This is a genomic window from Acidovorax sp. 94 (assembly GCF_003634645.1).
Lineage (GTDB): Bacteria > Pseudomonadota > Gammaproteobacteria > Burkholderiales > Burkholderiaceae_C > Acidovorax > Acidovorax facilis.
Genome location: NZ_RBJA01000001.1, coordinates 875,056 through 896,988, shown reverse-complemented (window position 1 = coordinate 896,988; position 21,933 = coordinate 875,056). Strand labels below are relative to the sequence as shown.

At 66.3% G+C, this 21,933-nt stretch carries 19 protein-coding genes; 12 read left to right on the top strand and 7 right to left on the bottom strand.

Going from position 1 to position 21,933, the window contains the following annotated elements:
- The first annotated feature begins 31 nt into the window (after positions 1–31).
- Positions 32–1,312 (top strand): cytosine permease, encoded by a 1,281-nt coding sequence (locus tag C8C94_RS04235; protein ID WP_121419836.1) that lies wholly within the window; start codon positions 32–34, stop codon positions 1,310–1,312.
- 68 nt (positions 1,313–1,380) lie between these two features.
- Here the strand turns inward: C8C94_RS04235 and thiD are convergent, their stop codons facing one another.
- Positions 1,381–2,229: a bifunctional hydroxymethylpyrimidine kinase/phosphomethylpyrimidine kinase gene (gene thiD / locus C8C94_RS04230; protein ID WP_055393862.1), complete on the bottom strand. Its 849-nt coding sequence runs from the start codon at positions 2,227–2,229 to the stop codon at positions 1,381–1,383.
- 287 nt (positions 2,230–2,516) lie between these two features.
- Here thiD and thiO point away from each other — a divergent pair, with 287 nt between their 5' ends.
- The 4 genes from thiO to C8C94_RS04210 all read left to right on the top strand — a co-directional run bounded on the left by thiO (position 2,517) and on the right by C8C94_RS04210 (position 5,654).
- On the top strand, positions 2,517–3,647 hold the full coding sequence (gene thiO, locus C8C94_RS04225) for a glycine oxidase ThiO (RefSeq protein ID WP_121419835.1): 1,131 nt from the start codon (positions 2,517–2,519) through the stop codon (positions 3,645–3,647).
- On the top strand, positions 3,644–3,841 hold the full coding sequence (gene thiS, locus C8C94_RS04220) for a sulfur carrier protein ThiS (RefSeq protein WP_055393858.1): 198 nt from the start codon (positions 3,644–3,646) through the stop codon (positions 3,839–3,841). Before thiO ends, thiS begins: the two co-directional genes overlap by 4 nt.
- Positions 3,842–3,925: 84 nt before the next feature.
- Positions 3,926–4,738 (top strand): thiazole synthase, encoded by an 813-nt coding sequence (locus tag C8C94_RS04215; protein ID WP_121419834.1) that lies wholly within the window; start codon positions 3,926–3,928, stop codon positions 4,736–4,738.
- Complete coding sequence (locus tag C8C94_RS04210) at positions 4,731–5,654, top strand: thiamine phosphate synthase (protein WP_121422688.1); 924 nt, start codon at positions 4,731–4,733, stop codon at positions 5,652–5,654. The genes C8C94_RS04215 and C8C94_RS04210 overlap by 8 nt, the downstream gene beginning before the upstream one ends.
- A 41-nt stretch (positions 5,655–5,695) precedes the next feature.
- Here C8C94_RS04210 and C8C94_RS04205 read toward each other — a convergent pair whose 3' ends face one another.
- Positions 5,696–7,918, bottom strand: coding sequence for a hypothetical protein (locus C8C94_RS04205; protein WP_233573388.1), 2,223 nt, complete (start codon positions 7,916–7,918; stop codon positions 5,696–5,698).
- Between the two features lie 72 nt (positions 7,919–7,990).
- Here C8C94_RS04205 and C8C94_RS04200 point away from each other — a divergent pair, with 72 nt between their 5' ends.
- From C8C94_RS04200 to C8C94_RS04180, 5 genes are all read left to right on the top strand, one after another.
- Positions 7,991–9,514, top strand: a complete 1,524-nt coding sequence (locus C8C94_RS04200; protein ID WP_121419833.1) for a 3-hydroxyacyl-CoA dehydrogenase — start codon at positions 7,991–7,993, stop codon at positions 9,512–9,514.
- Between the two features lie 42 nt (positions 9,515–9,556).
- Positions 9,557–10,336: an oxepin-CoA hydrolase, alternative type gene (locus tag C8C94_RS04195; protein ID WP_121419832.1), complete on the top strand. Its 780-nt coding sequence runs from the start codon at positions 9,557–9,559 to the stop codon at positions 10,334–10,336.
- A gap of 189 nt (positions 10,337–10,525) precedes the next feature.
- On the top strand, positions 10,526–11,245 hold the full coding sequence (locus C8C94_RS04190) for a Crp/Fnr family transcriptional regulator (RefSeq protein ID WP_055393849.1): 720 nt from the start codon (positions 10,526–10,528) through the stop codon (positions 11,243–11,245).
- A 34-nt stretch (positions 11,246–11,279) separates the two neighbouring features.
- Entirely contained in the window at positions 11,280–12,365 is a 1,086-nt protein-coding gene (locus C8C94_RS04185) for a phosphotransferase (RefSeq protein ID WP_121419831.1), read from the top strand.
- A gap of 54 nt (positions 12,366–12,419) precedes the next feature.
- Positions 12,420–13,694, top strand: coding sequence for an acyl-CoA dehydrogenase family protein (locus tag C8C94_RS04180; protein ID WP_121419830.1), 1,275 nt, complete (start codon positions 12,420–12,422; stop codon positions 13,692–13,694).
- A gap of 216 nt (positions 13,695–13,910) precedes the next feature.
- Here the strand turns inward: C8C94_RS04180 and C8C94_RS04175 are convergent, their stop codons facing one another.
- Positions 13,911–14,642 carry a hypothetical protein gene (locus tag C8C94_RS04175; RefSeq protein WP_055393843.1) on the bottom strand — a complete coding sequence of 244 codons (732 nt, stop codon included), beginning with the start codon at positions 14,640–14,642 and terminating at the stop codon, positions 13,911–13,913.
- Between the two features lie 195 nt (positions 14,643–14,837).
- Between C8C94_RS04175 and C8C94_RS04170 the strand changes: the two genes are divergently transcribed.
- Positions 14,838–15,464, top strand: coding sequence for a hypothetical protein (locus C8C94_RS04170; protein ID WP_121419829.1), 627 nt, complete (start codon positions 14,838–14,840; stop codon positions 15,462–15,464).
- A gap of 70 nt (positions 15,465–15,534) precedes the next feature.
- On the opposite strand, the gene C8C94_RS04165 is transcribed toward C8C94_RS04170, so the two are convergent.
- The 3 genes from C8C94_RS04165 to C8C94_RS04155 form a co-directional block, all read right to left on the bottom strand.
- Positions 15,535–16,542 carry an asparaginase gene (locus C8C94_RS04165; RefSeq protein ID WP_121422686.1) on the bottom strand — a complete coding sequence of 336 codons (1,008 nt, stop codon included), beginning with the start codon at positions 16,540–16,542 and terminating at the stop codon, positions 15,535–15,537.
- A gap of 23 nt (positions 16,543–16,565) precedes the next feature.
- On the bottom strand, positions 16,566–19,130 hold the full coding sequence (locus C8C94_RS04160; protein WP_121419828.1) for a penicillin acylase family protein: 2,565 nt from the start codon (positions 19,128–19,130) through the stop codon (positions 16,566–16,568).
- Positions 19,131–19,248: 118 nt separating this feature from the next.
- A complete protein-coding gene (locus C8C94_RS04155; RefSeq protein ID WP_199731187.1) occupies positions 19,249–20,178 on the bottom strand; it encodes an adenylate/guanylate cyclase domain-containing protein in 930 nt (309 codons plus the stop codon).
- 332 nt (positions 20,179–20,510) lie between these two features.
- Here C8C94_RS04155 and C8C94_RS04150 point away from each other — a divergent pair, with 332 nt between their 5' ends.
- The gene (locus tag C8C94_RS04150) at positions 20,511–20,864 is read left to right on the top strand and encodes a hypothetical protein (RefSeq protein WP_121419827.1); all 354 of its coding nucleotides are present in this window, start codon (positions 20,511–20,513) and stop codon (positions 20,862–20,864) included.
- A 64-nt stretch (positions 20,865–20,928) separates the two neighbouring features.
- Here the strand turns inward: C8C94_RS04150 and C8C94_RS04145 are convergent, their stop codons facing one another.
- The gene (locus C8C94_RS04145; RefSeq protein ID WP_121419826.1) at positions 20,929–21,912 is read right to left on the bottom strand and encodes an LD-carboxypeptidase; all 984 of its coding nucleotides are present in this window, start codon (positions 21,910–21,912) and stop codon (positions 20,929–20,931) included.
- Positions 21,913–21,933 lie beyond the last annotated feature (21 nt).

Below are 21,933 nucleotides of genomic sequence, written 5' to 3'. Positions count from 1 at the left end.
GCCCCTGCTCTGTACTGCCACGGAGCCATCCATGTCCTCATCGCCCGCCGCGCCCTCCCACAACGAAGCGCTGGCCCCCGTCTCCCCCGACCGCCGCGTCTTCCAGTGGCATGACCACGCCTCGCTCTGGTTCAGCCTGGGCGTGGGCCTGCTGGTCATGCAGGTGGGGGCGTACCTGATGCCCGCGCTGGGCACCAAGGAGGCACTGATTGCCATCGTCGCCGGTTCCATCGTGGGCGCGGGCCTGCTGGGCTGGGTGGCCAAGCTGGGCTGCGACAGCGGCCTGGCCAGCGCCGGGCTGATGCACGCCGTGTATGGCCGCACCTTTGCCAGCCTGCCCATCATCCTGAACATCGTGCAGCTGGTGGGCTGGGGCACGTTCGAGCTGGTGGTGATGCGCGATGCCACCGTGGCCATCGGTCAGCAGTCGGGCAGCATGGCCGGTGCGCACTGGCCGGTGCTGGCCACGCTGCTGTGGGGCGGCGTGGTGATGCTGCTCATCAGCGGATCGATGGTGCAGCTGGTGCGCAAGGTGATTGCGCGCGTGGCGCTGCCGCTGGTGGTGCTGTCGCTGCTGTGGCTGTCGTGGCAGTTTTTGTCGCTGGCGCAGGCCCAGGGGTTTGATGCGCTGTGGAACCGCCAGGGCGCGGGCGGCATGGGCGTGTTCCCTGCGCTGGATCTGGTGATCGCCATGCCCATTTCGTGGCTGCCACTGGTGGCCGACTATGCGCGCCACGGCAAGAACGGTGGCTCGGCATTGCGTGGCACCTGGCTGGGTTACGCGCTGGCCAACATGTGGTGCTACTCGCTGGGTGTGCTGGTGGCGCTGACCTTGCCCAGCAAGGATCTGGTGCAGGCGCTGCTGCTGGCCCAGGGCGGGCTGATTGCGCTGTCGCTGATCCTGATCGACGAAGTGGACAACGCCTATGGCGACACGTATTCAGGCGCGGTGTCAGCCCACAGCCTGCTGCCGCGCTGGGGCGTACGCAAGTGGGGCCTGGCCATGGCGGCGGTATGCACTGGCCTTGCGCTGGTCTTGCCCATGCACAGCCTGGAGCCCTTCCTGCTGCTGCTCAGCTCGGTGTTTGTGCCGCTGTTTGGCGTGATCCTGGGGCGGCTGGCGTTTGGCACCGATGCACCTGCATTGCTGGCAGCGGCGCGCAAGGTGAATGCGGCGCCCGTGGCGATCTGGCTGGTGGGGATTGCCGTCTACCACCTGGCTCCCAAGGTGCTGCCGGGTGCGGGCTCGGCGCTGCCGGCATTGGTGTTCAGCTTTTTGCTGGCCTGGGCCACACGGCCACGGGGCCGTTGAATAGCTATCGAATTGTGAGCTGCTAGCGCTTACCAGATAAGCGCTAGCAGTCAAAAACTCTTAAATTTCTACAGCACCAACTGCGCCACAGGCGCATAGCCGTGGTTGAGCGGGCCGTGGCCGCGGCCGGTGGTCACATCAGCCCCTGCGGCGATGGCGCCCAGAATGTAGGCACGCGCGCGCTCCACCGCCTGCTGCAAGGGCAGGCCCTGCGCCAGGTGTGCCGCAATGGCCGACGACAGGGTGCAGCCGGTGCCGTGCCCGTTGGGCGTGGCAATGCGTGCAGACTCCAGCCGCTGCCGCACACCGCTGCGGGTGGCCAGAACGTCCACCACCCAGTCTCCAGGCAGGTGGCCGCCCTTGAGCAGCGCCGCACGTGCACCCAGAGCGCACAGTGCCTGCGCGGCTTCGTCCAGCGTTTCCACGCCCTTGATGCTGCGCCCCAGCAGCCAGCCGGCCTCGTCCAGGTTGGGGGTGATCACCTCGGCCAGCGGAAACAGCTCCTGCACCAGCACGCTCACGGTTTCTGAAGCGATGAGCCGGTCGCCACTGGTGGCCACCATCACGGGGTCGAGCACCACGTGCGGCAGCTGGTAGGTGCGGATGGCATCGGCCACCACACGCACCACCTCGGGCGAATGCAGCATGCCGATCTTGACCGCATCCACGCCAATGTCCTGCACCACGGCGTCGATCTGGGCCTTGAGCATCTCGGGCGGAATGCCGTGGATGCCCGTCACGCCGCAGGTGTTCTGCGCCGTGATGGCCGTGATCGCTGTCATGCCGTAACAGCCCAGGGCGCTGAAGGTCTTGAGGTCGGCCTGGATGCCCGCCCCGCCGCCGCTGTCAGAACCGGCAATGGAAAGCACGCGCACATAGCGGCGCGCTGCGGAGGTCGGTGGGGTCAATGAAGTCATGGCAAAAATTATGGCCTATGCGTTAGCGCAAAAAGAGCGGCCAAGGGTTGTGCTGTAATTGATTTTTTCCGGACGAAACAGGGGTGTCCCTCCGTTCAGAACCTGAACAGGTTCTTCGGTGTGCGACTGAGAAATACCCTGGGGCTCGCACGCAGCGCTGCATGGCACTGCCTGCAACGTGGCCCCGCTACCCGATCCAGGTCATGCTGGCGTGGGGAGTTTCCAAGAGCGGCGCTGCCCCCGTTTTGTCCATGGTTGCCAGCCAACACGGACACACCGACGGACCTATGCCACTTCAACCCTCTTCTTTTGCGATTCTGGGCGCGGGCCTCATGGGCCGCCTGCTTGCGGTGGAGCTGGCCCGCCAGGGTCACCGTGTGGACATCTACGACGCGGGCAGCCCGGCCGCCGAACATTCGGCCGCGACCGTGGCCGCGGCCATGCTGGCGCCGCTGGCCGAATCGGCCATCACCGAGCCCGGCGTGGTGCGCATGGGCCACCACGCCCTCACCCGCTGGCCGCAGCTGCTGGCGGCGCTGGCCGAGCCCGTGTTCTTCCAGCAGGCCGGCACGCTCATCGTGTGGCACCGGCAGGACGCGGCCGAAGCCCAGCGGCTCACGCGCCAGCTGCAGGCCAACCAGCACCAGGTGCCAGAGCTGCCCGCCCTGCAAAAGCTGGACGGCGCCGCGCTGGCCCAGGCGGAACCCACCCTCGCGCAGCGTTTTGCGCAGGGCCTGTACCTGCCCGGCGAAGGCCAGCTCGACAACCGGCAGCTGCTGGCCGCCCTGGTGGTGGAAATGCAGCGGCTGTCGGTGCGCACGCACTGGCACAGCCCCCAGTCGCCCGAGGCCTTTGCACCCCGCGCCCCTGGCCAACCCGACTGGGTGCTGGACTGCCGTGGCCTGGGCGCCAAGGGCCAGTGGAGTGCACTGCGCGGCGTGCGCGGCGAGGTGGTTCGCATCCACGCGCCGGATGTCAGGCTGCAGCGCCCAACGCGGCTGGTGCACCCGCGCTACCCCATCTACATTGCGCCCAAAGAAGACAATCTGTTCGTCATCGGCGCCACCGAAATCGAATCGGACGACCTCTCGCCCGCCAGTGTGCGCTCCACACTGGAGCTGCTCTCCGCCGCCTACGCCGTGCACCCCGGCTTTGCAGAGGGCCGCATCCTGGAATTGGCCACGCAGTGCCGCCCCACGCTGCCCGACAACCTGCCCGCCATCCGCCAGCCGCGCAAGGGCGTGCTGGAAATCAACGGCCTGTACCGCCACGGCTTCATGATCGCGCCCGCGATGCTGGATGTGACGCTGGAAGTGCTGAACGCAGGACAATCGCAGCTTTCGCAACGATTTGACCTCGCGCTGGACCTGGAGCCCGCCCCCCTGCCCCCACCCAGCGCGGCCGCCGCTTTCGCATGAACATTTCCATCAACCAGATCCCGCACGAACTGCCCGAGGGCGCCACCGTGGCCGACGCCGTGGCCGCCATCGCGGCCCGCCCGCCTTTTGCCGTGGCCGTGAACACGACCTTTGTGCCCAACACCCGCTACGCCGCTCAGGCCCTGCAGCCCGGCGACCGTGTGGAAATCATCTCGCCCGTGACGGGGGGCTGATCCGCCGCCTGAAACTTGAAGCCAAATTGGCACCTAGTGCCTGATGGACAAGCGCTAGCAGCTATCAAAAGCATAGTAAACACCATGACCACTTCAACGCCCCAAGACCCCCTGGTGCTCTACGGCCAGCAGTTCGCCAGCCGCCTGCTGCTGGGCACCTCGCGCTACCCATCCCCCGCAGTGCTCGAAGCCACCGTATTGCGCGCCAAGCCTGCCATGGTCACCGCCTCGCTGCGCCGCCAGGGCAGCAACCCGGCCGAAAGCGGCAGCAGCTTCTGGGAGCTGCTGCGCAAGCTCAACGTGCCTGTGCTGCCCAACACGGCAGGCTGCCACAGTGCGCAAGAGGCCATCACCACGGCACAGATGGCGCGCGAGGTGTTCAACACCCCCTGGATCAAACTGGAGCTGATTGGCGACGACTACACGCTGCAGCCCGACACCCTGAACCTGGTGGGCGTGGCCGAACACCTCATCAAGGAAGGCTTTCAGGTGCTGCCCTACTGCACGGAAGACCTGGTGCTGTGCCAGCGCCTCGTGGATGTAGGCTGTCAGGCTGTGATGCCCTGGGCGGCACCCATCGGCACCGGGCGCGGCCCCGTCAACCCCTATGCCTTGCAAACGCTGCGTGAACGGCTGAACGTGCCGATGCTAGTGGATGCCGGGCTGGGCCTGCCATCCCACGCCTGCCAGGTGATGGAATGGGGCTATGACGGCGTGCTGCTCAATACTGCGGTCGCACTGGCGCAAGACCCCGTGGCCATGGCCGGCGCCTTCGCCGATGCTGTGAATGCCGGGCGTGCCGCGCGCCAGGCAGGTGCCATGGCAGCGCAGGATGCGGCCCAGCCCAGTACGCCCGTGCTCGGCACCCCCTTCTGGCACCATGAACAACATGCGTGACGACACCAGCGCCATGGTGCAGGCCATTCTTGCGCACCACGCCGCCACCTTCGCGGGCTTTGGCGCCGAGCCCGCCCCGGAACCCACGCGGCAGGAAGCCGCATACCTGGCAGCCCTGCAGGCCTGCAGCACGCTGGGCTTTATTGCCCACGACGCGGAGTGCCTGGCCCAGGCCTGGCTGGCACAGAGCCTGCGCACCGGCACCTTCCAGCCTGAGCAATGGCCCGACGCGCCAGAGGATTTTGGCCTGCAACCCGTGCCACATGCCCAAGCGTTCGCCCCATGCCCTGAGCACCTGGGCCTGTACGCCGTGTTGCCCGACGCCGACTGGGTAGGCCGCATGGCGCGTGCGGGCGTGCCCACCGTGCAGCTTCGCTTCAAGTCGGACAACGCTGCCGCCATTGAACGGGAAGTGCACGCCGCCGTACGGGCCGTGCAGGGCACGGGTGCGCTGCTGTTCATCAACGACCATTGGCGCACGGCCATCCAGGCGGGTGCCTATGGCATTCACCTCGGCCAGGAAGATCTGGATGCCCTGGCCCCCGACGAACTCCAAGCACTGCGCGCTTCGGGCCTGCGCCTGGGTGTCAGCACCCATGGCTACGCAGAAATGGTGCGTGCAGATGCAGTAGGCCCCAGCTACATCGCCATGGGCGCCGTATTCCCGACCACCCTCAAGAAGATGGCCACGGCCCCGCAGGGTGTGGGCCGGTTGGGTGTGTATGCGCGCCTGCTGCGCCACTACCCCCAGGTGGCCATTGGCGGCATCGGCGCCGAGCAGTTTGCGCCGGTGCAGGCCACAGGCGTGGGGTCGATTGCGATGGTGCGGGCCCTTGTCAATGCCCCAGACCCTGAAGCCACCGCCACGCACTTGATGCGCCTGATGGAACAAAACAGCCAGCGCGCGAGCCGCTGAAGGGACGATCCATTGGCCTGTCGGCCTGTCTGCCTATCGGCCTATTTGCGGTCGCCTTTCTTCTGCTCCAGTTCCAGCCGCAGTTCGACCAGGTCGTTGTCCATGCCAAAACCGACGGCCTGACCCGCGGCCGGGGGCGCGGTCACCGGCACGGCCGGCAGATCGCTCAGGGTGAGATGGGGCGGCTCTGACAGATCAAGGTCGAGGTCCAGATCCAGCGGCGCACCGCGCGTGTCGCCATCCAGTGCGGAGGGCGCTGCGACACCCGATGCCTGAGCTGGCCGCTCTGTAGCGGGAGGCATCCCGTCAAAGTCGAACTCCAGGCTCGCCGCGCGCGAGTCCTGCGGTAATGCCGCCGTTGTCGCAGGCACCTTCGGGGCTGGCGCTTGCTGCACCTGGGTTTCGTCCCGAGGTGCGGCGAGCGGTGTGGTGCGCTTGCGGGGCGCAGGCTCCCCTCGGGCACTTGCGGGCGTGGTCTGCGCAATGGAGAGCAACAGCAGCAGGTCGTCGTAAGCCGCAAGGTCAAAGGGCTCGACCGAACCGACACCGTTCTGCCGGAACAGCAGCTTTTCGAGCAGCTGCAGCACGGACGGAGACGTCCATTCAGCCTCGATGTCAGCGAGCGCATCGGTGTAGTGATACAGCATGCGGCCCGTGCGGTGGAAGCTGGCAAATTCCGGCACCTGCGCGTTGAACGATTGCATGAACTGCGTACGCAGTTGCGTGAACTCCTCCACCCGGCTCAGCGTGTGGTACAGCCGCAAAAGCTCCAGATACGCCAGCGGCGAAGTGGCACCGCGCTCAGCGATGTGCGTTTTCAGCACTTCGATGGCCTGCTGGTGTTCCCCCACCGAGATAAAAAACTCGGCCTGTTGCTGGATGTCGAAAAGCTCTTCCGGGCTGACGATGTGCAGCGCGGGTTGCTGCGTGACTACAGCGGCAGGTGCTGGCGGGGGAACGGTCGCCTTCAGGGGGACCGGGGCACTGGGCAAAGGGGCCGTGGCCACAAAAGGAGGTACCAGCGGGGCAGCAGCTGAGCCCGGGGAAGGTTCCCGGGCTTCGGCGGACTCGTCGGACGGCAGCCAGTGATCGCTGGGGTCGGGGGGCAGGCCCAGCGCAGCCCCATGCTCGACCACGGCATCTCGGCCACCCAGCGCAGCCACCGAATCGCGCCATGCGCGCACCGCCTTTTCGGAGGCGCTGCGCATCCGCCCCCAGGCCCACACAGCGAGCAACAGTGCTAGCAGCAGCAACCCGCCCAGCGCGTAGACCACCGTGGCAGGAAATCTCTCGCTCTCTGCCTGCTCCAGCTGTTGCTGCAATTGCGCTGCGCTGGCCCGGTCGCGGGCGGCCTGCGCCCGCAGGGCAGCAACGTCGGATTCCAGGGCCTTGAGCCGGTCAGCCTCCTGGTTGACATCCTCGGGCTGGGCATTCATCGCTTTCCAGAGCGCTGCCGCCTGGGCACGCTGGGCCGAGGGCTGGTCTGATGGCATGACCAGCAGTTCAGGCGAGGTGCGCAGTGCCAGCGGACGGTCTACCCAGAGGTCGAGTGGCTCGACGACCAAGCGAGCCCGGTCAGCAGGCTTGGGGGCTGTAGGCAGCTTGTTTTTTTCAGCGCTGGCCTGGGGGCGCGCCACCGGGCGCTCTGGGGGCCGTACCGGTGCCGTCCGCGCAGCGGGCTTGGCCACCGACGGGGTGCTGGGTACGGGCTCGGGCCGATTTTCGGAAGACAAGGGCACGGATGCCAACGGAGAAGGCGCCACAGGCGCAGTGGCAGCCCCTGCAGCGCGCTGCCCTGCTGCACCCTGGGCCGGACGGGGTGCTTCGACCCCACCGGCCGCAAGGGAAGGTAGCCGCGAGACGTCGACCGGCGATGCGGACCGTGCCACCGTGGATGGAAGCTCGGCAAAAAATGTGTAGGTGCGCGTGACCTTGCCTGTGCACCCCGCAGACAAGGTGACCATCAAGACCGGTTCGTCCACCGCGATGGCGGCCTGCACCCGCACCGCCGGAGACCGCCCCCGCATGTCCGGCAAAGGCACTACCCGCACCTTGGCATCGCCAATCACCGTATCGCCGGCCACCAGCTTGGCCGTCACGCAGGAAGAGGCCAGATCGGTGCCTGGGTCGGGCTGGATATCGAAGGAAAGATCTACCGGGGCACCCAACACCACCACGCCCCTGCTGCCGCCCAAGGACAGTGCCGAGGCGCCTGCAGCGACCGCCCACAGACTGGTCCCCAAAATGGCGTTACGGATTTTCACAATATGTTCTGTTTTTGGTGCAACCCATTCTTGCACATAAGTCCCGCGCAACGCCAGAGCCATAATGGCGCTATGAAAATTCAGTTTCCCAACATCGCTATCGTGGGCACCGGCGCCATGGGTCGGGGCATTGCACAAATCGCCGCACAGGCTGGCAGCCAGGTTTTTCTGCTTGATGCCAACCCCGGCGCCGCCGATGCGGCCAAGGCGGCGCTCCAGGAGCAATGGAACAAACTGGTGGCCAAGGGCCGCATCGATGCCGCGCAGGCCGGTGACCTGACCGCGCGGCTGCACCCCGTCAAGGTCGTGGCCGACCTGGCAGGCTGCGACCTGGTGGTAGAAGCCATCGTGGAGCGGCTGGATGTGAAAAAGACGCTGTTCGCCGAACTGGAAGCTGTGGTGCGCCCGGATGCGGTGCTGGCCACCAATACCTCATCCCTCTCGGTCACCGCCATCGGCGCGGGCCTGCAGCGGCCCGAGCGCCTGGCAGGTTTCCACTTCTTCAACCCCGTCCCGCTCATGAAGGTGGTGGAAGTGATTGCCGGGCTCAAGACGGATGCAGCCGTGTGCACCGCCCTGGCCACTTATGCGAGGGAAATGGGACACACCCCCGTTCAGGCACAAGACACCCCCGGCTTCATCGTGAACCACGCCGGGCGCGGCTTTGGCACAGAGGCCCTGCGCATCGTGGGCGAAGGCGTGGCCGACTTCGCCACCATCGACCGCATCCTGCGCGACCAGGTCGGCTTCAAGCTCGGCCCCTTTGAATTGATGGACCTGACGGCGCTGGACGTCTCCCACCCGGTGATGGAATCCATCTACCGCCAGTACTACGACGAGCCGCGCTTTCGCCCCAGTGTGATCACCGCGCAGCGCCTAGCAGGCGGCGTGGTGGGCAAGAAGGTAGGCGAAGGCTTTTACCGCTACGTGGATGGCGTGGCGCAGATACCGGCAGAGGCGCCGCCGCCCGTGGTGGCAGAGATTCCCCCCGTGTGGGTCTCGCCCCGTGCCGCGCGCCGCGCGGAGCTGTACCAGCTGCTCAAGGACCTGGGCGCCACCATCGAAACCGGCCAGTCGCCCTCGCCCCAGGCCATCACGCTGGTCGCGCCGCTGGGGTTTGACATCACCACCGTGGCGGTCGTGGAGCGCCTGGACCCGGCGCGCACCATCGGCATCGACATGCTGATCGACGACGCCGCTACCAAGCGCCGCGTGTTGGCCACCAACCCCGCCACCCGCGTGGACATCCGCAACGCAGCGCATGCGCTGTTTGCCCGCGACGGCAAGGCCGTGAGCGTGATCCGCGACAGCGGCGGCTTTGTCACGCAGCGTGTGGTGGCCACCATCGTCAACATCGCCAGCGACATCTGTCAGCAAGGCATCTGCTCCCCCAAGGATCTGGAAACCGCTGTGACACTGGGCCTGGGTTACCCCCTGGGCCCCCTGGCCATGGGCGACCGCTGGGGGCCGACCAACATCCTCGAAGTGTTGTTCAACATGCAGACCGTGTACGGCGACACACGCTACCGCCCGAGCCCCTGGCTGCGCAGGCGCGGCGCCATCGGCCTGAGCCTGACCCACGTCGAAGAAGCCTGATCGCGCGAACAGAGCAAGAGCCGCTCCCCAACCAAGGCCACCATGCCCGCAGAACTCCAGAGCACCAGCCAGGGCCAGACCCTGATCCTGACCCTTCGCAACCCTGAGCGGCGCAACGCCATCGACCCGGTGATGTACGCAGCGGGCGTGGAGGCGCTGGGTGTGGCCGAAAGCAGCCCTGACATTCGCAGCGTGGTCATCACGGGGGCCGATGGCATGTTCTGCTCGGGCGGCAACCTGCAGCGCCTGCTGGCCAACCGCCAGGAAGCCCCCGAGGTACAGGCACAGAGCATTGAAGGCCTGCACAACTGGATCGAGACCATCCGCACCTACCCCAAGCCTGTGATTGCAGCCGTGGAAGGCGCGGCGGCCGGTGCGGGCTTTTCATTGGCATTGGCCTGCGATTTCATCGTGGCGGCCCGCAACGCGGTGTTTGTGATGGCCTACAGCAATGTGGCCCTGTCACCCGATGGCGGCGCCAGCTGGAGCCTGTCGTACGCCCTGCCCCGCCAGGTGGCAACCGAGATCCTCATGTGTGGTGACCGCATCAGCGCAGAACGCCTGCACGCTCTCGGGGTGGTCAACCGCATTGCAGAAACCGGCAGCGCGCTGGAGACCGCCCTGGCACTGGCCGAGCAGCTCAACGCGCGTGCACCCAATGCCCTCGCGAGCATCAAGGAGCTGCTCAACGAAGCGCCCCATGCCCAGCTCACACACCACCTGGCCCATGAGCGCGACCATTTCGTGAAGAACCTGCACCATGCGAACGGCGGGGCCGGTATTTCTGCCTTCCTAGAGAAACGCGTGCCCCGCTACGAATAGCATTGGACCTGGGTGCCGTACCCACAGAGCACCCACCGCCACGCACCATCCCCCGGCCCGCTGCGCTGCAGCGTCCGGGGGTTTTCTTTTGGGCGCCCACCGTGCAGACACGCAGGTGACAACCCTGACGCAGCACGAAGGTCCCTGACGCGACAATGGGTCTGTTTCTAGTCACCCAAAAGACAGGCCATGGACGACCCGATTCTTACTATCGAAGAACGTGAAGCGATCAACTCAGGTCGCTGGTTTTCATCTCTCTCACCTTCTCTACGCCACGACATCCTCAGATGCGCATACGTCAAACGCTTCAAGGACGGCGGCCTCATTGCCGCACGCGGAGATCCGCCCGAGGAGTGGATTGCCTGCGCGCGCGGTGCGGTGCGGGTGAGCTCGACCTCCATCTCGGGCAAGCAGATCACGCTGACCTATGTGGAGCCGGGCATCTGGTTTGGCGACGTGGCGATCTTCGACGGGGACCGGCGCACACACGACGCCTACGCGCATGGCGACACCACGATCCTGTGTGTGGCCAAGGCCGATTTCCGCAAGATTCTGGCGGTGCACACCGAGCTGTACGAAGCCATGCTGCGACTGCATGCGCGGCGCATTCGCCAGCTGTTCGGGCTGGTGGAAGACCTCAACACCCTGCCCTTGCGCTCGCGCCTGGCCAAGCAGCTTGTGCACCTGGTGCGCAGCTACGGCGTGCCCAGCCTGTCGGACGGCAGCGAGATGCGCATCAGCCTGCAACTGGCGCAGGAAGAACTGGCGCAACTTCTGGGCGCATCGCGCCAACGCGTGAACCAGGAACTCAAGGCCATGGAGCGCGAGGACGCCATTCGCATCGAGCCGGGCGGCCTGGTGGTGCGTGACCGCGAAGCCCTGATGCGCATTGCTGAAACCGACAACTGACTCATTGACTGACCGAACCTCTCCCCATTCCTCCATGAGCAACTTTGACCATTTCGTCGGCACCCGTCCTGTTTCCGATCAGCACGCCTTTGATACCGAAGCGCTGACCGCGTGGCTTGCACGGAACATGGAAGGCTTCGTGGGCCCCCTGACCGTGGAAATGTTCAAAGGGGGGCAGTCCAACCCGACCTACAAGCTCATCACGCCCGGTGCCAGCTACGTGATGCGGGCCAAGCCTGGCCCCGTGGCCAAACTGCTGCCTTCTGCCCACGCCATCGAGCGAGAGTTTGCGGTGATGAGCGGCCTGTATGGCACCGACGTTCCCGTTCCCCGCATGTTTGTGCTGTGCGAGGACGAATCCGTCATCGGCCGCGCCTTCTACGTGATGGAGTGCATGCAGGGCCGCGTGCTGTGGGATCAATCTCTGCCCGGCATGACGCCAGCCGAGCGCGGCGACATCTACAACGAGATGAACCGCGTGATTGCCGCGCTGCACACCGTGAAGTTTGCAGACCGGGGGCTGGCCAGCTATGGCAAGCCCGGCAACTACTTTGACCGCCAGATCGGCCGTTGGAGCAAGCAATACGTGGCGTCCATCACGCAGCCCATCGAAGAGATGGACCGCCTCATGGAGTGGTTGCCCGCCAACATGCCCGCCAGCGCGCGGGACGAGGGCCATGTGTCCATTGTGCACGGCGACTACCGCCTGGACAACCTGATGTTCCATCCCACCGAGCCGCGCGTGATTGCCGTGCTCGACTGGGAGTTGTCCACGCTGGGCCATCCGCTGGCGGACTTCAGCTACCACTGCATGAGCTGGCACATCCCCGCCTCGCTCGGGCGCGGCATCGCAGGGCTGGACCTGGCCGCGCTGGGCATCCCCGACGAAGACACCTATATCCGCCTGTACTGCGAGCGCACCGGCATCACAACGCCCGAGGCACTGCGTGCCGACTGGAACTTCTACCTCGCCTACAACATGTTCCGCATCGCGGCCATCCTGCAAGGCATTGCCAAACGGGTGGAGGCTGGCACGGCCTCCAGCGCGCAGGCCAAGGCATCGGGCGACACCGCGCGGCCCATGGCCCAACTGGCCTGGTCGTTTGCCCAGCGCGGCTAAACACACGACGCAAGTACAAGCGCCGCCCCTCGATTACCAACGGAGAAGAAACCCATGGACTTTGACTACTCGCCCAAAACCAAGGAACTGCAGGCCAAGCTGCTCCAGTTCATGGATGACCACATCTATCCGAACGAGTCTGCCTACAAAGACGAACTGGCCGCCAACACAGCCGCAGGCAAGCGCTGGAGCGCGCTGAACACCATCGAGAACCTCAAGCCCAAGGCGCAGGCTGCCGGGTTGTGGAACCTGTTTCTGCCGGTCGATAGCGCCGCCGCCTCGGGCTACGAAGGCGCGGGCCTGACCAACCAGGAATACGCACCGCTGGCCGAAATCATGGGCCGCGTGCCATGGGCCAGCGAGGTGTTCAACTGCTCGGCACCCGACACCGGCAATATGGAGACCATTGCCCGCTACGGCGACGAAGCCAACAAGGCCCGCTGGCTCAAGCCGCTGCTCGACGGCAAGATCCGCTCGGCCTTTGCGATGACGGAGCCCGACGTGGCATCGAGCGACGCCACCAACATCGAGACACGCATCGAGCGCCAGGGCGACGAGTACGTGATCAACGGCCGCAAATGGTGGATCTCCGGCGCGGCCGACCCACGCTGCGCGGTGTTCATCACCATGGGCAAGACAGACCCCGACGCACCCCGCCACTCGCAGCAGAGCATGGTGCTGGTACCCGCCGATGCCAAGGGCATCACCATCGTCCGCCCGCTGAACGTGCTGGGCTATGACGATGCGCCCCACGGCCACGTAGAGATGACGTTCGAGAACGTGCGCGTGCCCGTCTCCAACATCCTGCTGGGGGAAGGCCGTGGCTTCGAGATCGCTCAAGGCCGCCTCGGCCCCGGGCGTATCCACCACTGCATGCGCCTGATCGGCCTGGCCGAGCGCGCGCTGGAGCTGATGTGCAAGCGTGCTTCGTCGCGCGTGGCGTTTGGCAAAACCGTGGCCCAGCAGACCGTGACACAAGAGCGCATTGCCGAAGCCCGCTGCAAGATCGACATGGCACGCCTGCTCACGCTCAAGGCCGCCTGGCTGATGGATGTGGCTGGCAACAAGGTCGCCAAGACCGAGATCGCCATGATCAAGGTCGTGGCACCCAGCATGGCCTGCCAGGTGATTGACTGGGCCATGCAGGTGCACGGCGGCGGCGGCATGAGCGATGACTTCCCGCTGGCCTATGCCTACGCCGGTGCACGCACGCTGCGCTTTGCAGACGGCCCGGACGAGGTGCACCGCAACGCCATTGCCAAGTGGGAGCTGGGCAAGTACGGTACCTACGGCCGTGATGCGGCCGTGCCCGTCACCCGGGGAAGCTGACTGGAAATCACCCCCTGAGGCCCCTTGGGCCTTTCCCCCTCCTCTCTCGCACTACGCGCGGGAGGGAACCGCACCCAACGCGGCTGGGCGACCCTTGCGCAGGGCATTGGCTTGCAGCGTGCCAGCGTCATAACCTGCGGGAACATATTGCAGAACACACAACGGGGCCACAGGCTCCGTTGTGCGTTTTCTTTGGCGCAGGCGCTGGCTGGAACGCTACCGGGTGATGTTGGGCACGTCGTCCGGCCCCGCCACCGACATGGGCGGCAGGTTCTGCAGGGCCGCCTGCCCGGCCACCAGCAGGAGTTGCTTGGCATGCGCGATCTCGGCCAGGCTGCGCTGCGTGTGTTCCATGCGCAGGTAGACCTTGCCACGCGCCAGCATCAGCACCATGGGCGATTTCGCCCGTTCGGAGCCCCCTTCCCCCTCCACGGCATTGAGCAGCTGTGAGACCACGGGCGCATGGATCCAGCGCTGGGCCAGCTCAATGCGCTCTGCCACCACCGCGAAGTGCTCGCGGAATGACACGGGCAGGCCGGGCCAGGCCATTTCCTCGTACATGGACAACCAGCGCATTTCTTCGGGCAGGCTGCTGCTCACCGCGGTCTGCAGCGTATCGGTGATGGCGGTGTAGGCCGTGCCTTCCAGAATTTCCTGCAAGGGACGGTTGATCACCATCACGGCGGCATCGGGGTCGGCGCCCACGTCGGCGCGCCCGCGCAGCTCCAGGCCCGTCACATAGTCGCGTGTGGGTGCGCCGCATTCCAGCCGCCACGGGTGGCCGTGGATGTCACCGCCCAGATCGAAATGCCCCTCGGTGGAATGTGCAACGATGGCCAGCTGCTGTTTCGCAGCCCAGCGGGCCACGTCCCGGTTGGTGGCAGGCCGGCCCAGGTCCGAACCCGGGGAGCCGGAAGTACCGAATGCTTTGCGGAGGCGGTCAAACATGAGAGGCCGAAGCGCAAGGCTTCGCAAGAGTCGCGGGTACAGGCATTATTGGGCGAAAATTGAAATTCCCCCTGAGTCGCCTGCGGCGCCTTCCCCCTGAGGGGGACGCACCCGGTGGACTGGCCTGGGGCGCGCCAGTTTCGGCAGGTGGGGGCCTGGTACGGCGCTTGGATGAACGACATGCCACTTTTGACTATGAACCGCCGTTTTGCCCTGACCGCCATGGCTGCTGCGGGTGTACTGGGGACCTTGCCTGCGGCCGCAGCGGAATTGCCCAGGGACACCTCGGCCACGGCCCGCCAGCTGGTGCGCTGGGCCACCGAAACCGGCGACCACCAGGGTCTGCCTTTTGCCGTGATCGACAAGCCCGCCGCCCGCATCCATGTGTTCTCGGCCCAGGGGCAGTGGCTGAGCAGTGCTCCGGTGCTGCTGGGCGCGGCGCTGGGCGACCGGTCTGCGCCGGACATTGGGCAGCGGCCACTGTCACAGATCCGCCCGGAGGAGCGCACCACGCCCGCTGGCCGGTTCGTGACAGAACCCGGGCGAAACCTGCGCGGCGACGACATTGTGTGGATCGACTATGAATCCGCCGTCTCGCTGCACCGCGTGCGCAGCGTTCATGCCGCTGAGCGCCGCCAGCAACGCCTGGCAAGCCGGGGCGTGAGCGACAAGCGCATCAGCTACGGCTGCGTGAACGCACCCGAGGCGTTCTACAACCAGTTCATCGCGCCTGTGTTCGGCCAGGCACGCGGCGTGGTGTATGTGCTGCCGGACACAGAGCCATTTGCTACTTTTTTTATAGCTGCCAACTCTTACCCATAAAGCGCTAGGGCCATTTTTTACTTGATTTTTCGAATCCGGCCTGCCGCCGTGCGGCGTCAGGCTGCCCGGTTCAGACAGGCTGCAGCTGGAACACGGCCCTGCGCCCGCCGACCTCCAGGCCCCGGGCATTGAGGATACGGCCCGACCGGCGCGGCGCCAATGCCTCGCGCTGCCGGGCGTCGAGCCAGCCAAGCTGGTCCATGACCTCCACTGCGGCGGCCACCTGCGCCACCATGTTGCCGTCCATGACCTTGAGCGCGAAGGCCTCGCCCCGGCTACGGCTGCCCACCACCTGCACGCCGTCGGCGCCGGTCTTGGACACCCAGTCGCCCTCACCCACACGCATGAAATCCAGGTCGTGCCGGCCGGTGCCCGAGCCCAGCTCGGGCCGGGCGACCATGGCATCGGCCAGTTCGGTAAGGCTCTGGTCCAGGTCCGTGTCCGGTGCACCACCGGCCAGGCGAGCGTAGCCCCGGGCCAAGCTGGCCAGCGGCATGGCGTAGTTGGGCGCCGAGCAGCCGTCAATGCCCATGGCCAGCTGTTCTGGTGCCAGCCCCACCGCTTGCGCAACGTGGTCGCGAATGGCCACCTGCAGCGGATGCGCTGGGTCGAGGTGATCGTCCAGCGGCAAGCCTTGTTGCACGCAGTGCGCGACGAAGCCCGCGTGTTTGCCGCTGCAGTTGTTGTGGCGTTCGTCTGGCACAAAACCTTGTGGCAGCGAGGCGAGCCCCAGCTCGGCAAACAGCGGCCGGTGGCACCCGCAGCGCAGCGCGTGGTAGTCCTTGCCCACGCTGGCCAGCATGCGCTCGGCCTGCGCCACATGCATGGGCTCGCCGTTGTGGCTGGCGCACAGCAGCGCCAGCTCGCCCTGCCCCCAGCCCAGCGCGCGGGCTCCGCCCGACTGCATGAAAGGCAGCGCCTGGAACGCCTTGATGGTGGAGCGGGTGAAAGTGACGGTGTACGGGTCACCCACCTGGGCCGATACCCTGCCGTCGCGGTCGGCCACGGCCACTGCGCCCCAGTGCTGGCACTCGACCAGTCCGCCGCGGTTGACTTCGATCAACGGTACAAAACCCATGGTGTGCTTTCTTGCAGCCTGCATCACTGCGCAGCAGCGGCGTTGCTGGCGGCAGTGGAAGGCGTGAGTGTGAGCTCGTGCATCCAGCGCGCGGGCTGGCGCTGCAGCGCGCGATAGCCGGTCTCGGCCCAGGTGGTGCTCATGTCGCGGTAGCGCGGCGAGAACACCAGCCCGCTCTGGCCGGTTTGGTAAATGAAGCGTGACTGTTCCAGATCGGCCAGGTCGTACACCGCGCGCAGCGAGGCGGCGTGGCGGTTCACGTACGGGCCAGAGGCTTCGCCCGCGTTGTACTGGCCCACGTTCACGGTGTACGAATCGCCGTGCGAGGGCACGCTCACATCGAAGAAACGCGCGAGTGCGGGCACGTTGCCGAAGGGCCGGTGCGCGCTGAGCGCCGGGTGCGCCGCGCCCCAGCGCCACTGGGCCGGGTCTGCGCCATACGCAGCCTGCAAGCGGTCGAGCGCGCGGCCCAGGGCAGCGGCAGATTGTTCGGCACACGATGCGGGTTGGCACCACCAAGTGTCGTTGCGCTCCAGAATGCCTTCGATGGCCGCGCGGTAGTCGCGCTTGCCATACGTGGCGGTGAACCGGTCTTCGCCAATGCGCGGAATGATGAGGCCGCGTGCCAGTTCGTCCGTCCAGGCCACAAAGATCAGCGGCGCGGCGCGGCCCGCGTCCATCACGCCGTCAAAGCCCTGCAGCTCTTTCTGCGCAGCGGCGGCCAGCGGTTGCGTGGACTGCGCCTGCTGCAGGTGCGGCAGCAGGCGCCGCGTTGCGAGCGAGGTCACGTCGCGGTGGATGGCCTGCATGCTGGCCGCGTCGTGCTTGGGCGTGGCCTCGATGAGCTGCGCAATGCGTTCGTAGCGGTAGGGCAAGGCCCAGTCCTGCGTCAGAAAGTGGGGGTAGCCTGGCGCCGTCACGCGCTGGTTGGCCGTGGCGATCCAGCCCCGGGCACCCTGGACGCCCGCCCCTCCGCTGACACCGTCATCCTGCGGGGTTTGCTCATACGGCAGCCAGCCCTTCCAGTCGTAGCGCGCGTCCCAGCCGGGCGAAGGCGCCACGCCCCGAATGTCGTTGGCGGCATCGCGCAGCGGCACACGGCCTGCGGCCTTGAAGCGGATGTTGCCCTGGTCGTCCGCAGCCACCACGCTTTGCATCGGCGAGTGGTAGTGCGCCAGCCCCGCAAAGAGCTCATCCACGCTCTTGGACTGGTTGGTCTTGAAGCCCGCCAGCACGGTCTGGTTGTCATCGTCCAGCGCGCTCCAGCGCAGCGCGATCACATATTTGCCCAGGTCCAGCACCTCGGCGTGCGACTTCTGAACGTCGCTCAGCACGGGGCCATGGCGCGTGCTGCGCAGCTGCAGCAACAGGTCGGCCTCGCCCTTGACGCGAATGCTTTCGTTGCGCACGGTGAACTGGGCCCATCCATCGGGCGTGCGGTACTGCGTGGCATCGGTGGGGTTGATCTGCTCCAGATACAAGTCCTGCACATCGGGGCCGGTGTTGGTGAAGCCCCAGGCGACCTTGTCGGTACGGCCCAGCACCACAAAGGGCAGGCCCGGCAATGTGGCGCCTACGGCATCAATGGGGCCCAAGGGTGTGCCGTCAGACGCCTTGCCCGCAGGGGCCTGCAGGCTCGCAAAGTACCAGATGGCGGGGGCCGACAGGCCCAGGTGCGGGTCGTTGGCCAGCAGCGGCTTGCCGCTCACGGTGCGGGTGCCCGCAATCACCCAGTTGTTGCTACCCTTGCCCTCGTTGGTGCCTGCGTTGCGGGTCAGTTCGTCGGCCCAGGCCAGCATGCCAGCGCTGATCTGCCGGGACAACGGACCTTCGCGGTTGGCTGGCGCCACAGCAGCCGCTGCAGCACCGGCGGCAGGTGCACGATAAACCCCCAGCTGGCGATACAGCGCCGCCAGGTCTGCGGACGCAGCGGGCGGCTCCCCCGGATAGGGTGGCATCAGTTGCCACAGCCGGTCGGTGTCCAGCGTGCGCGCCACCGACAGGCGTGCGAACTCGGTGCCCCAATTGCCCCCCAGGTCCAGCGCCATCATCAGCGCCCAGCCCACGCTGTCCTCGGGCTCCCACACCGCGCCTGCGGCGCCTCCGGGTTGCACGCCCAGCACCAGAAACTCCGGTGGCAAGGCCTGGGGACGTTTCTGGTGGAAGGCATGGATGCCCTTGCTGTAGGCCTGCAAGGCCTCCTGGGCATACAGCGGCAGCCCAGCGTACTGCCGCCGGGCCACACCCATGATGTCCAGGCTGCGCATGAGCTTGTCGGTCTCGACCGTGGCAGGGCCAAAAACCTCGGACAGCTGGCCGTGCATGACCCGGCGGTTGAATTCCAACTGCCAGGTGCGTTCCTGCGCATGTACATAGCCCATTGCAAACCAGGCATCCTGCGGGGTCTGAGCCTGGATGTGGGTGACATCGGCGCCATCGCGCCGCACCTGTACTGCTTCGCTGAGCCCCGCCACAGCCAGGGAACCATCGAGTTGTGCAAAGCTGCGCTGCACATACACCGCCGCGCCCGCGCCTGCCAGCAGCGCCACTGCCACCAGCCCGAGGGCTGTCCGCTTCATCCATGCCATGTTTCTTGTCTCCTGCCGTTGGTCTTGTTGTTGATGTTGTGCACGCAAAGCCATGGTGGCTCCGCGCCCGCGCTGCGGCCACACCGCAATGCAGAAGGAGCCGCCAGCTCTGCGTGTGTCAGCTCAAGTGCACACTGCCGCCCGCCACATGAAAGCTCATGACCGGCGCACTGGGCTCGTTGAACGACACGCCCAGCGCAATGTGCCCCGCGCCATGCAGGATGCAGGCATCGCGCCGCAGGCGCACGGGCGAGTCGCTGCCCTCGAACCGCACCCAGGTTCCAAAGCTGCTCATGTCGGTCAGCACGAACCCGCTGTTGCGCCAGTCGATGCGCGCATGCAGGCGCGACACGCGCGGGTCGTTGATGCGCAGCTGGGCATGCTCGGCCCGCCCCACCATGACCGGGGCATCCGACGAGGTGAAGGTGCGGTCCACCCCATGCCAGGAGAACTGGATCTGCCCCAGGATGGAATCGACCGGTGCAAAGTTGCTGACCAGTGCCGCCTGCATGGTGAGGGAATCGGGCGCTTCGTCCTCACGCCATTCGACGTGGTAGAGCATGAGCAACTCGGCCTTGCCCCGAATGTCCATCATGCCCAGCTTGCGGTACCAGACATCGGGCGCCGTGCCCGCAAGCAGCACGGTGGTTTCGGTAGCCCAGATTTCAGCGGGCCCGGCCCGTTCGCAAAGCCGGGAAGCCACGTTGACGGCGTCGCCATAACAATCGCCATCCACATCCACCACTTCGCCGCTGGCCACGCCCACGCGGATCTCCATGCGCAAGGGGTGGGGCCAGCGGTCCAGGCGGACCTTGTGCTGGCGCAGCATGGTGGCCATTGCAGACACCGCACTGGAGGCATCGTCAAAGACCCCCAGCACCCCATCCCCGAGCTTCTTGACCACCCGGCCGCCGTGGGCCTCGATGGTGTCACCAATCCACTGGGTGACCTGCGTCACGGCCTCGGTAGCGCGTTCGTTGCCCAGCGCTTCATACAAGGCAGTGCTGCCTGAGATGTCCGCAAAGACCATCGTCGACAACACACTCATGAACGCGGGCCCGTTGGTAACATCATGTGAATCAGTTTAGTGCAAGCGCCCTGGCTGCGCACCCTTCAAAGCGCCAACAAGTGTTGCCTGAGGCCGCCGCTGCAGCGAAAGGCGCGGTTGCAACGTTCACCACAACGACTCCGCACATCGTCAGCGTCGCGAAAGGGAGGCGCAACCCCGGTAGCCTGAAAATCCACCAACACGTAAAAATTCGCAACAAGCCAGGGCAAGTTGTTGTCTTTATGCAAAAACAGGAGCACGCCCCTTGCGCTGCACCTCGCTCCCGCTTACTTTGGCCGTCCCTGTTACAAAAAGCCCGCCCTCACCCCGCCATGCGCTGGAACAAGCCGACTCTCCGCAACAACCTTCACGACCTGCTGGGCCGTGACAAGCCGTCGTCCACGGCATGGGTGCGCAACCAGGGGCTGGAAGAAGTGCGCCGGGCCATGCTGCAGAGCCTGGTCGGCATGACCGGCTCCGACGTGGCGCGCATGAACATGCGGCTGCGTTATGCCGGCGACATCGAGGCGCTGTGGTACCTGCGCACCGACCTCTTCAGCACACTGGTGCCGCTGCAGGGTGAGCACGGTGCCCGGGGCGTGATCGACCAGGTCACCCAGCTGTTCCAGGGGCAGCTCCCACGCGCACTGCGCCCGGCGCAGGCCGCCCCTCACACCCCCTCCTGACGCGCACCAGGCGCGCGTGGCGAACCGCCGTTGTGGCGGTGTCGTGGGTGGAGACCTCACCGCGTCAGTGCTGGTGCCCCCAGTAGATCAGCGCATCGCGCTCTTCCACCGACAGCGACACCGTCGCGCCCACGGGCAGCAGGACCTTCGTTTCAACATGCCCGAACGGCAGGTTGGTCAGCACCGGCGCCTTGATCTGGGTGCGCAGCCAGTCCACCACCGACTGCAGCTTGTAGCCCTTGTCATGCGGTGCCAGCTTGAAGTTGGTGAACTGCCCCAGCACCACAGCCTTCTGCTGGGCCAGCACACCGGCGTGCAGCAGCTGGGTCAGCATGCGTTCGATGCGGTAGGGGTGCTCGTGCACGTCTTCGATGAACAGCACGCCGCCCTTGACCTGCGGGAAATACGGCGTGCCCACCAGCGATGCCAGCACCGCCAGGTTGCCACCCCACAGCGTGGCACTCTTCACATAGACATTGGGCACGGCAGGCTTGCCCGTGGCGGCGTTTAGCTGCTCTTTGTGCATGCGCCAGCCCGTGCCTTCGCCGTGGCCGGTCAGCAGGTCGTCAAAGCAGGCTTCCATGATGTCGTCGGGCTCGCCCGCCACACCAAAGTCAGCCCCCAGCGATGGCCCCGCCCAGGTGGTGGCCCCCGTCTTGGCCAACACGGCCAGCTGGAAGGCGGTGAAATCGCTCACGCCCACAAAGTGCATGCCCTTTTCAATCGCCTTGGCCACCGCCTTGTAGCGGATGCCCGGCAGGATGCGCGACAGGCCGTAGCCCCCGCGCGAGATCAGCGCCACATCGGCGCCGCTGGCCGCAGCACGGTGGATGGCGGCCAGCCGGGTGGCGTCGTCGCCCGCAAAGCGGGTGTGGGTGGCCAGCGCGTCCTCATCCACCTCCACCTCATGGCCCAGGGCCTTGAGCCGGGCAATGCCGCGCTTGAAGGCGGCCTTGTCGCGCACGGCGCTGGAGGGCGAGTAGATATAGATGTGTTTGGGACCGTGGTCGTGGTCGCAATGGGAAGGGTCGTGATGGTGGTCGTGCAAAGCGCTCAGACCCGCCGAGGG

Excerpts from the sequence above, each read along its gene's own strand:
- C8C94_RS04235 (WP_121419836.1), top strand. The coding sequence starts at position 32 with ATGTCCTCATCGCCCGCCGCGCCCTCCCACAACGAAGCGCTGGCCCCC.
- C8C94_RS04210 (WP_121422688.1), top strand. The coding sequence starts at position 4,731 with ATGCGTGACGACACCAGCGCCATGGTGCAGGCCATTCTTGCGCACCAC.
- C8C94_RS04150 (WP_121419827.1), top strand. The coding sequence starts at position 20,511 with ATGCGCTGGAACAAGCCGACTCTCCGCAACAACCTTCACGACCTGCTG.
- C8C94_RS04215 (WP_121419834.1), top strand. The coding sequence starts at position 3,926 with ATGACCACTTCAACGCCCCAAGACCCCCTGGTGCTCTACGGCCAGCAG.
- C8C94_RS04200 (WP_121419833.1), top strand. The coding sequence starts at position 7,991 with ATGAAAATTCAGTTTCCCAACATCGCTATCGTGGGCACCGGCGCCATG.
- C8C94_RS04190 (WP_055393849.1), top strand. The coding sequence starts at position 10,526 with ATGGACGACCCGATTCTTACTATCGAAGAACGTGAAGCGATCAACTCA.
- C8C94_RS04195 (WP_121419832.1), top strand. The coding sequence starts at position 9,557 with ATGCCCGCAGAACTCCAGAGCACCAGCCAGGGCCAGACCCTGATCCTG.
- C8C94_RS04175 (WP_055393843.1), bottom strand. The coding sequence starts at position 14,642 with ATGTTTGACCGCCTCCGCAAAGCATTCGGTACTTCCGGCTCCCCGGGT.
- C8C94_RS04180 (WP_121419830.1), top strand. The coding sequence starts at position 12,420 with ATGGACTTTGACTACTCGCCCAAAACCAAGGAACTGCAGGCCAAGCTG.
- C8C94_RS04165 (WP_121422686.1), bottom strand. The coding sequence starts at position 16,542 with ATGGGTTTTGTACCGTTGATCGAAGTCAACCGCGGCGGACTGGTCGAG.
- C8C94_RS04170 (WP_121419829.1), top strand. The coding sequence starts at position 14,838 with ATGAACCGCCGTTTTGCCCTGACCGCCATGGCTGCTGCGGGTGTACTG.
- thiO (WP_121419835.1), top strand. The coding sequence starts at position 2,517 with ATGCCACTTCAACCCTCTTCTTTTGCGATTCTGGGCGCGGGCCTCATG.
- thiD (WP_055393862.1), bottom strand. The coding sequence starts at position 2,229 with ATGACTTCATTGACCCCACCGACCTCCGCAGCGCGCCGCTATGTGCGC.
- C8C94_RS04185 (WP_121419831.1), top strand. The coding sequence starts at position 11,280 with ATGAGCAACTTTGACCATTTCGTCGGCACCCGTCCTGTTTCCGATCAG.
- C8C94_RS04160 (WP_121419828.1), bottom strand. The coding sequence starts at position 19,130 with ATGGCATGGATGAAGCGGACAGCCCTCGGGCTGGTGGCAGTGGCGCTG.
- C8C94_RS04155 (WP_199731187.1), bottom strand. The coding sequence starts at position 20,178 with ATGAGTGTGTTGTCGACGATGGTCTTTGCGGACATCTCAGGCAGCACT.
- thiS (WP_055393858.1), top strand. The coding sequence starts at position 3,644 with ATGAACATTTCCATCAACCAGATCCCGCACGAACTGCCCGAGGGCGCC.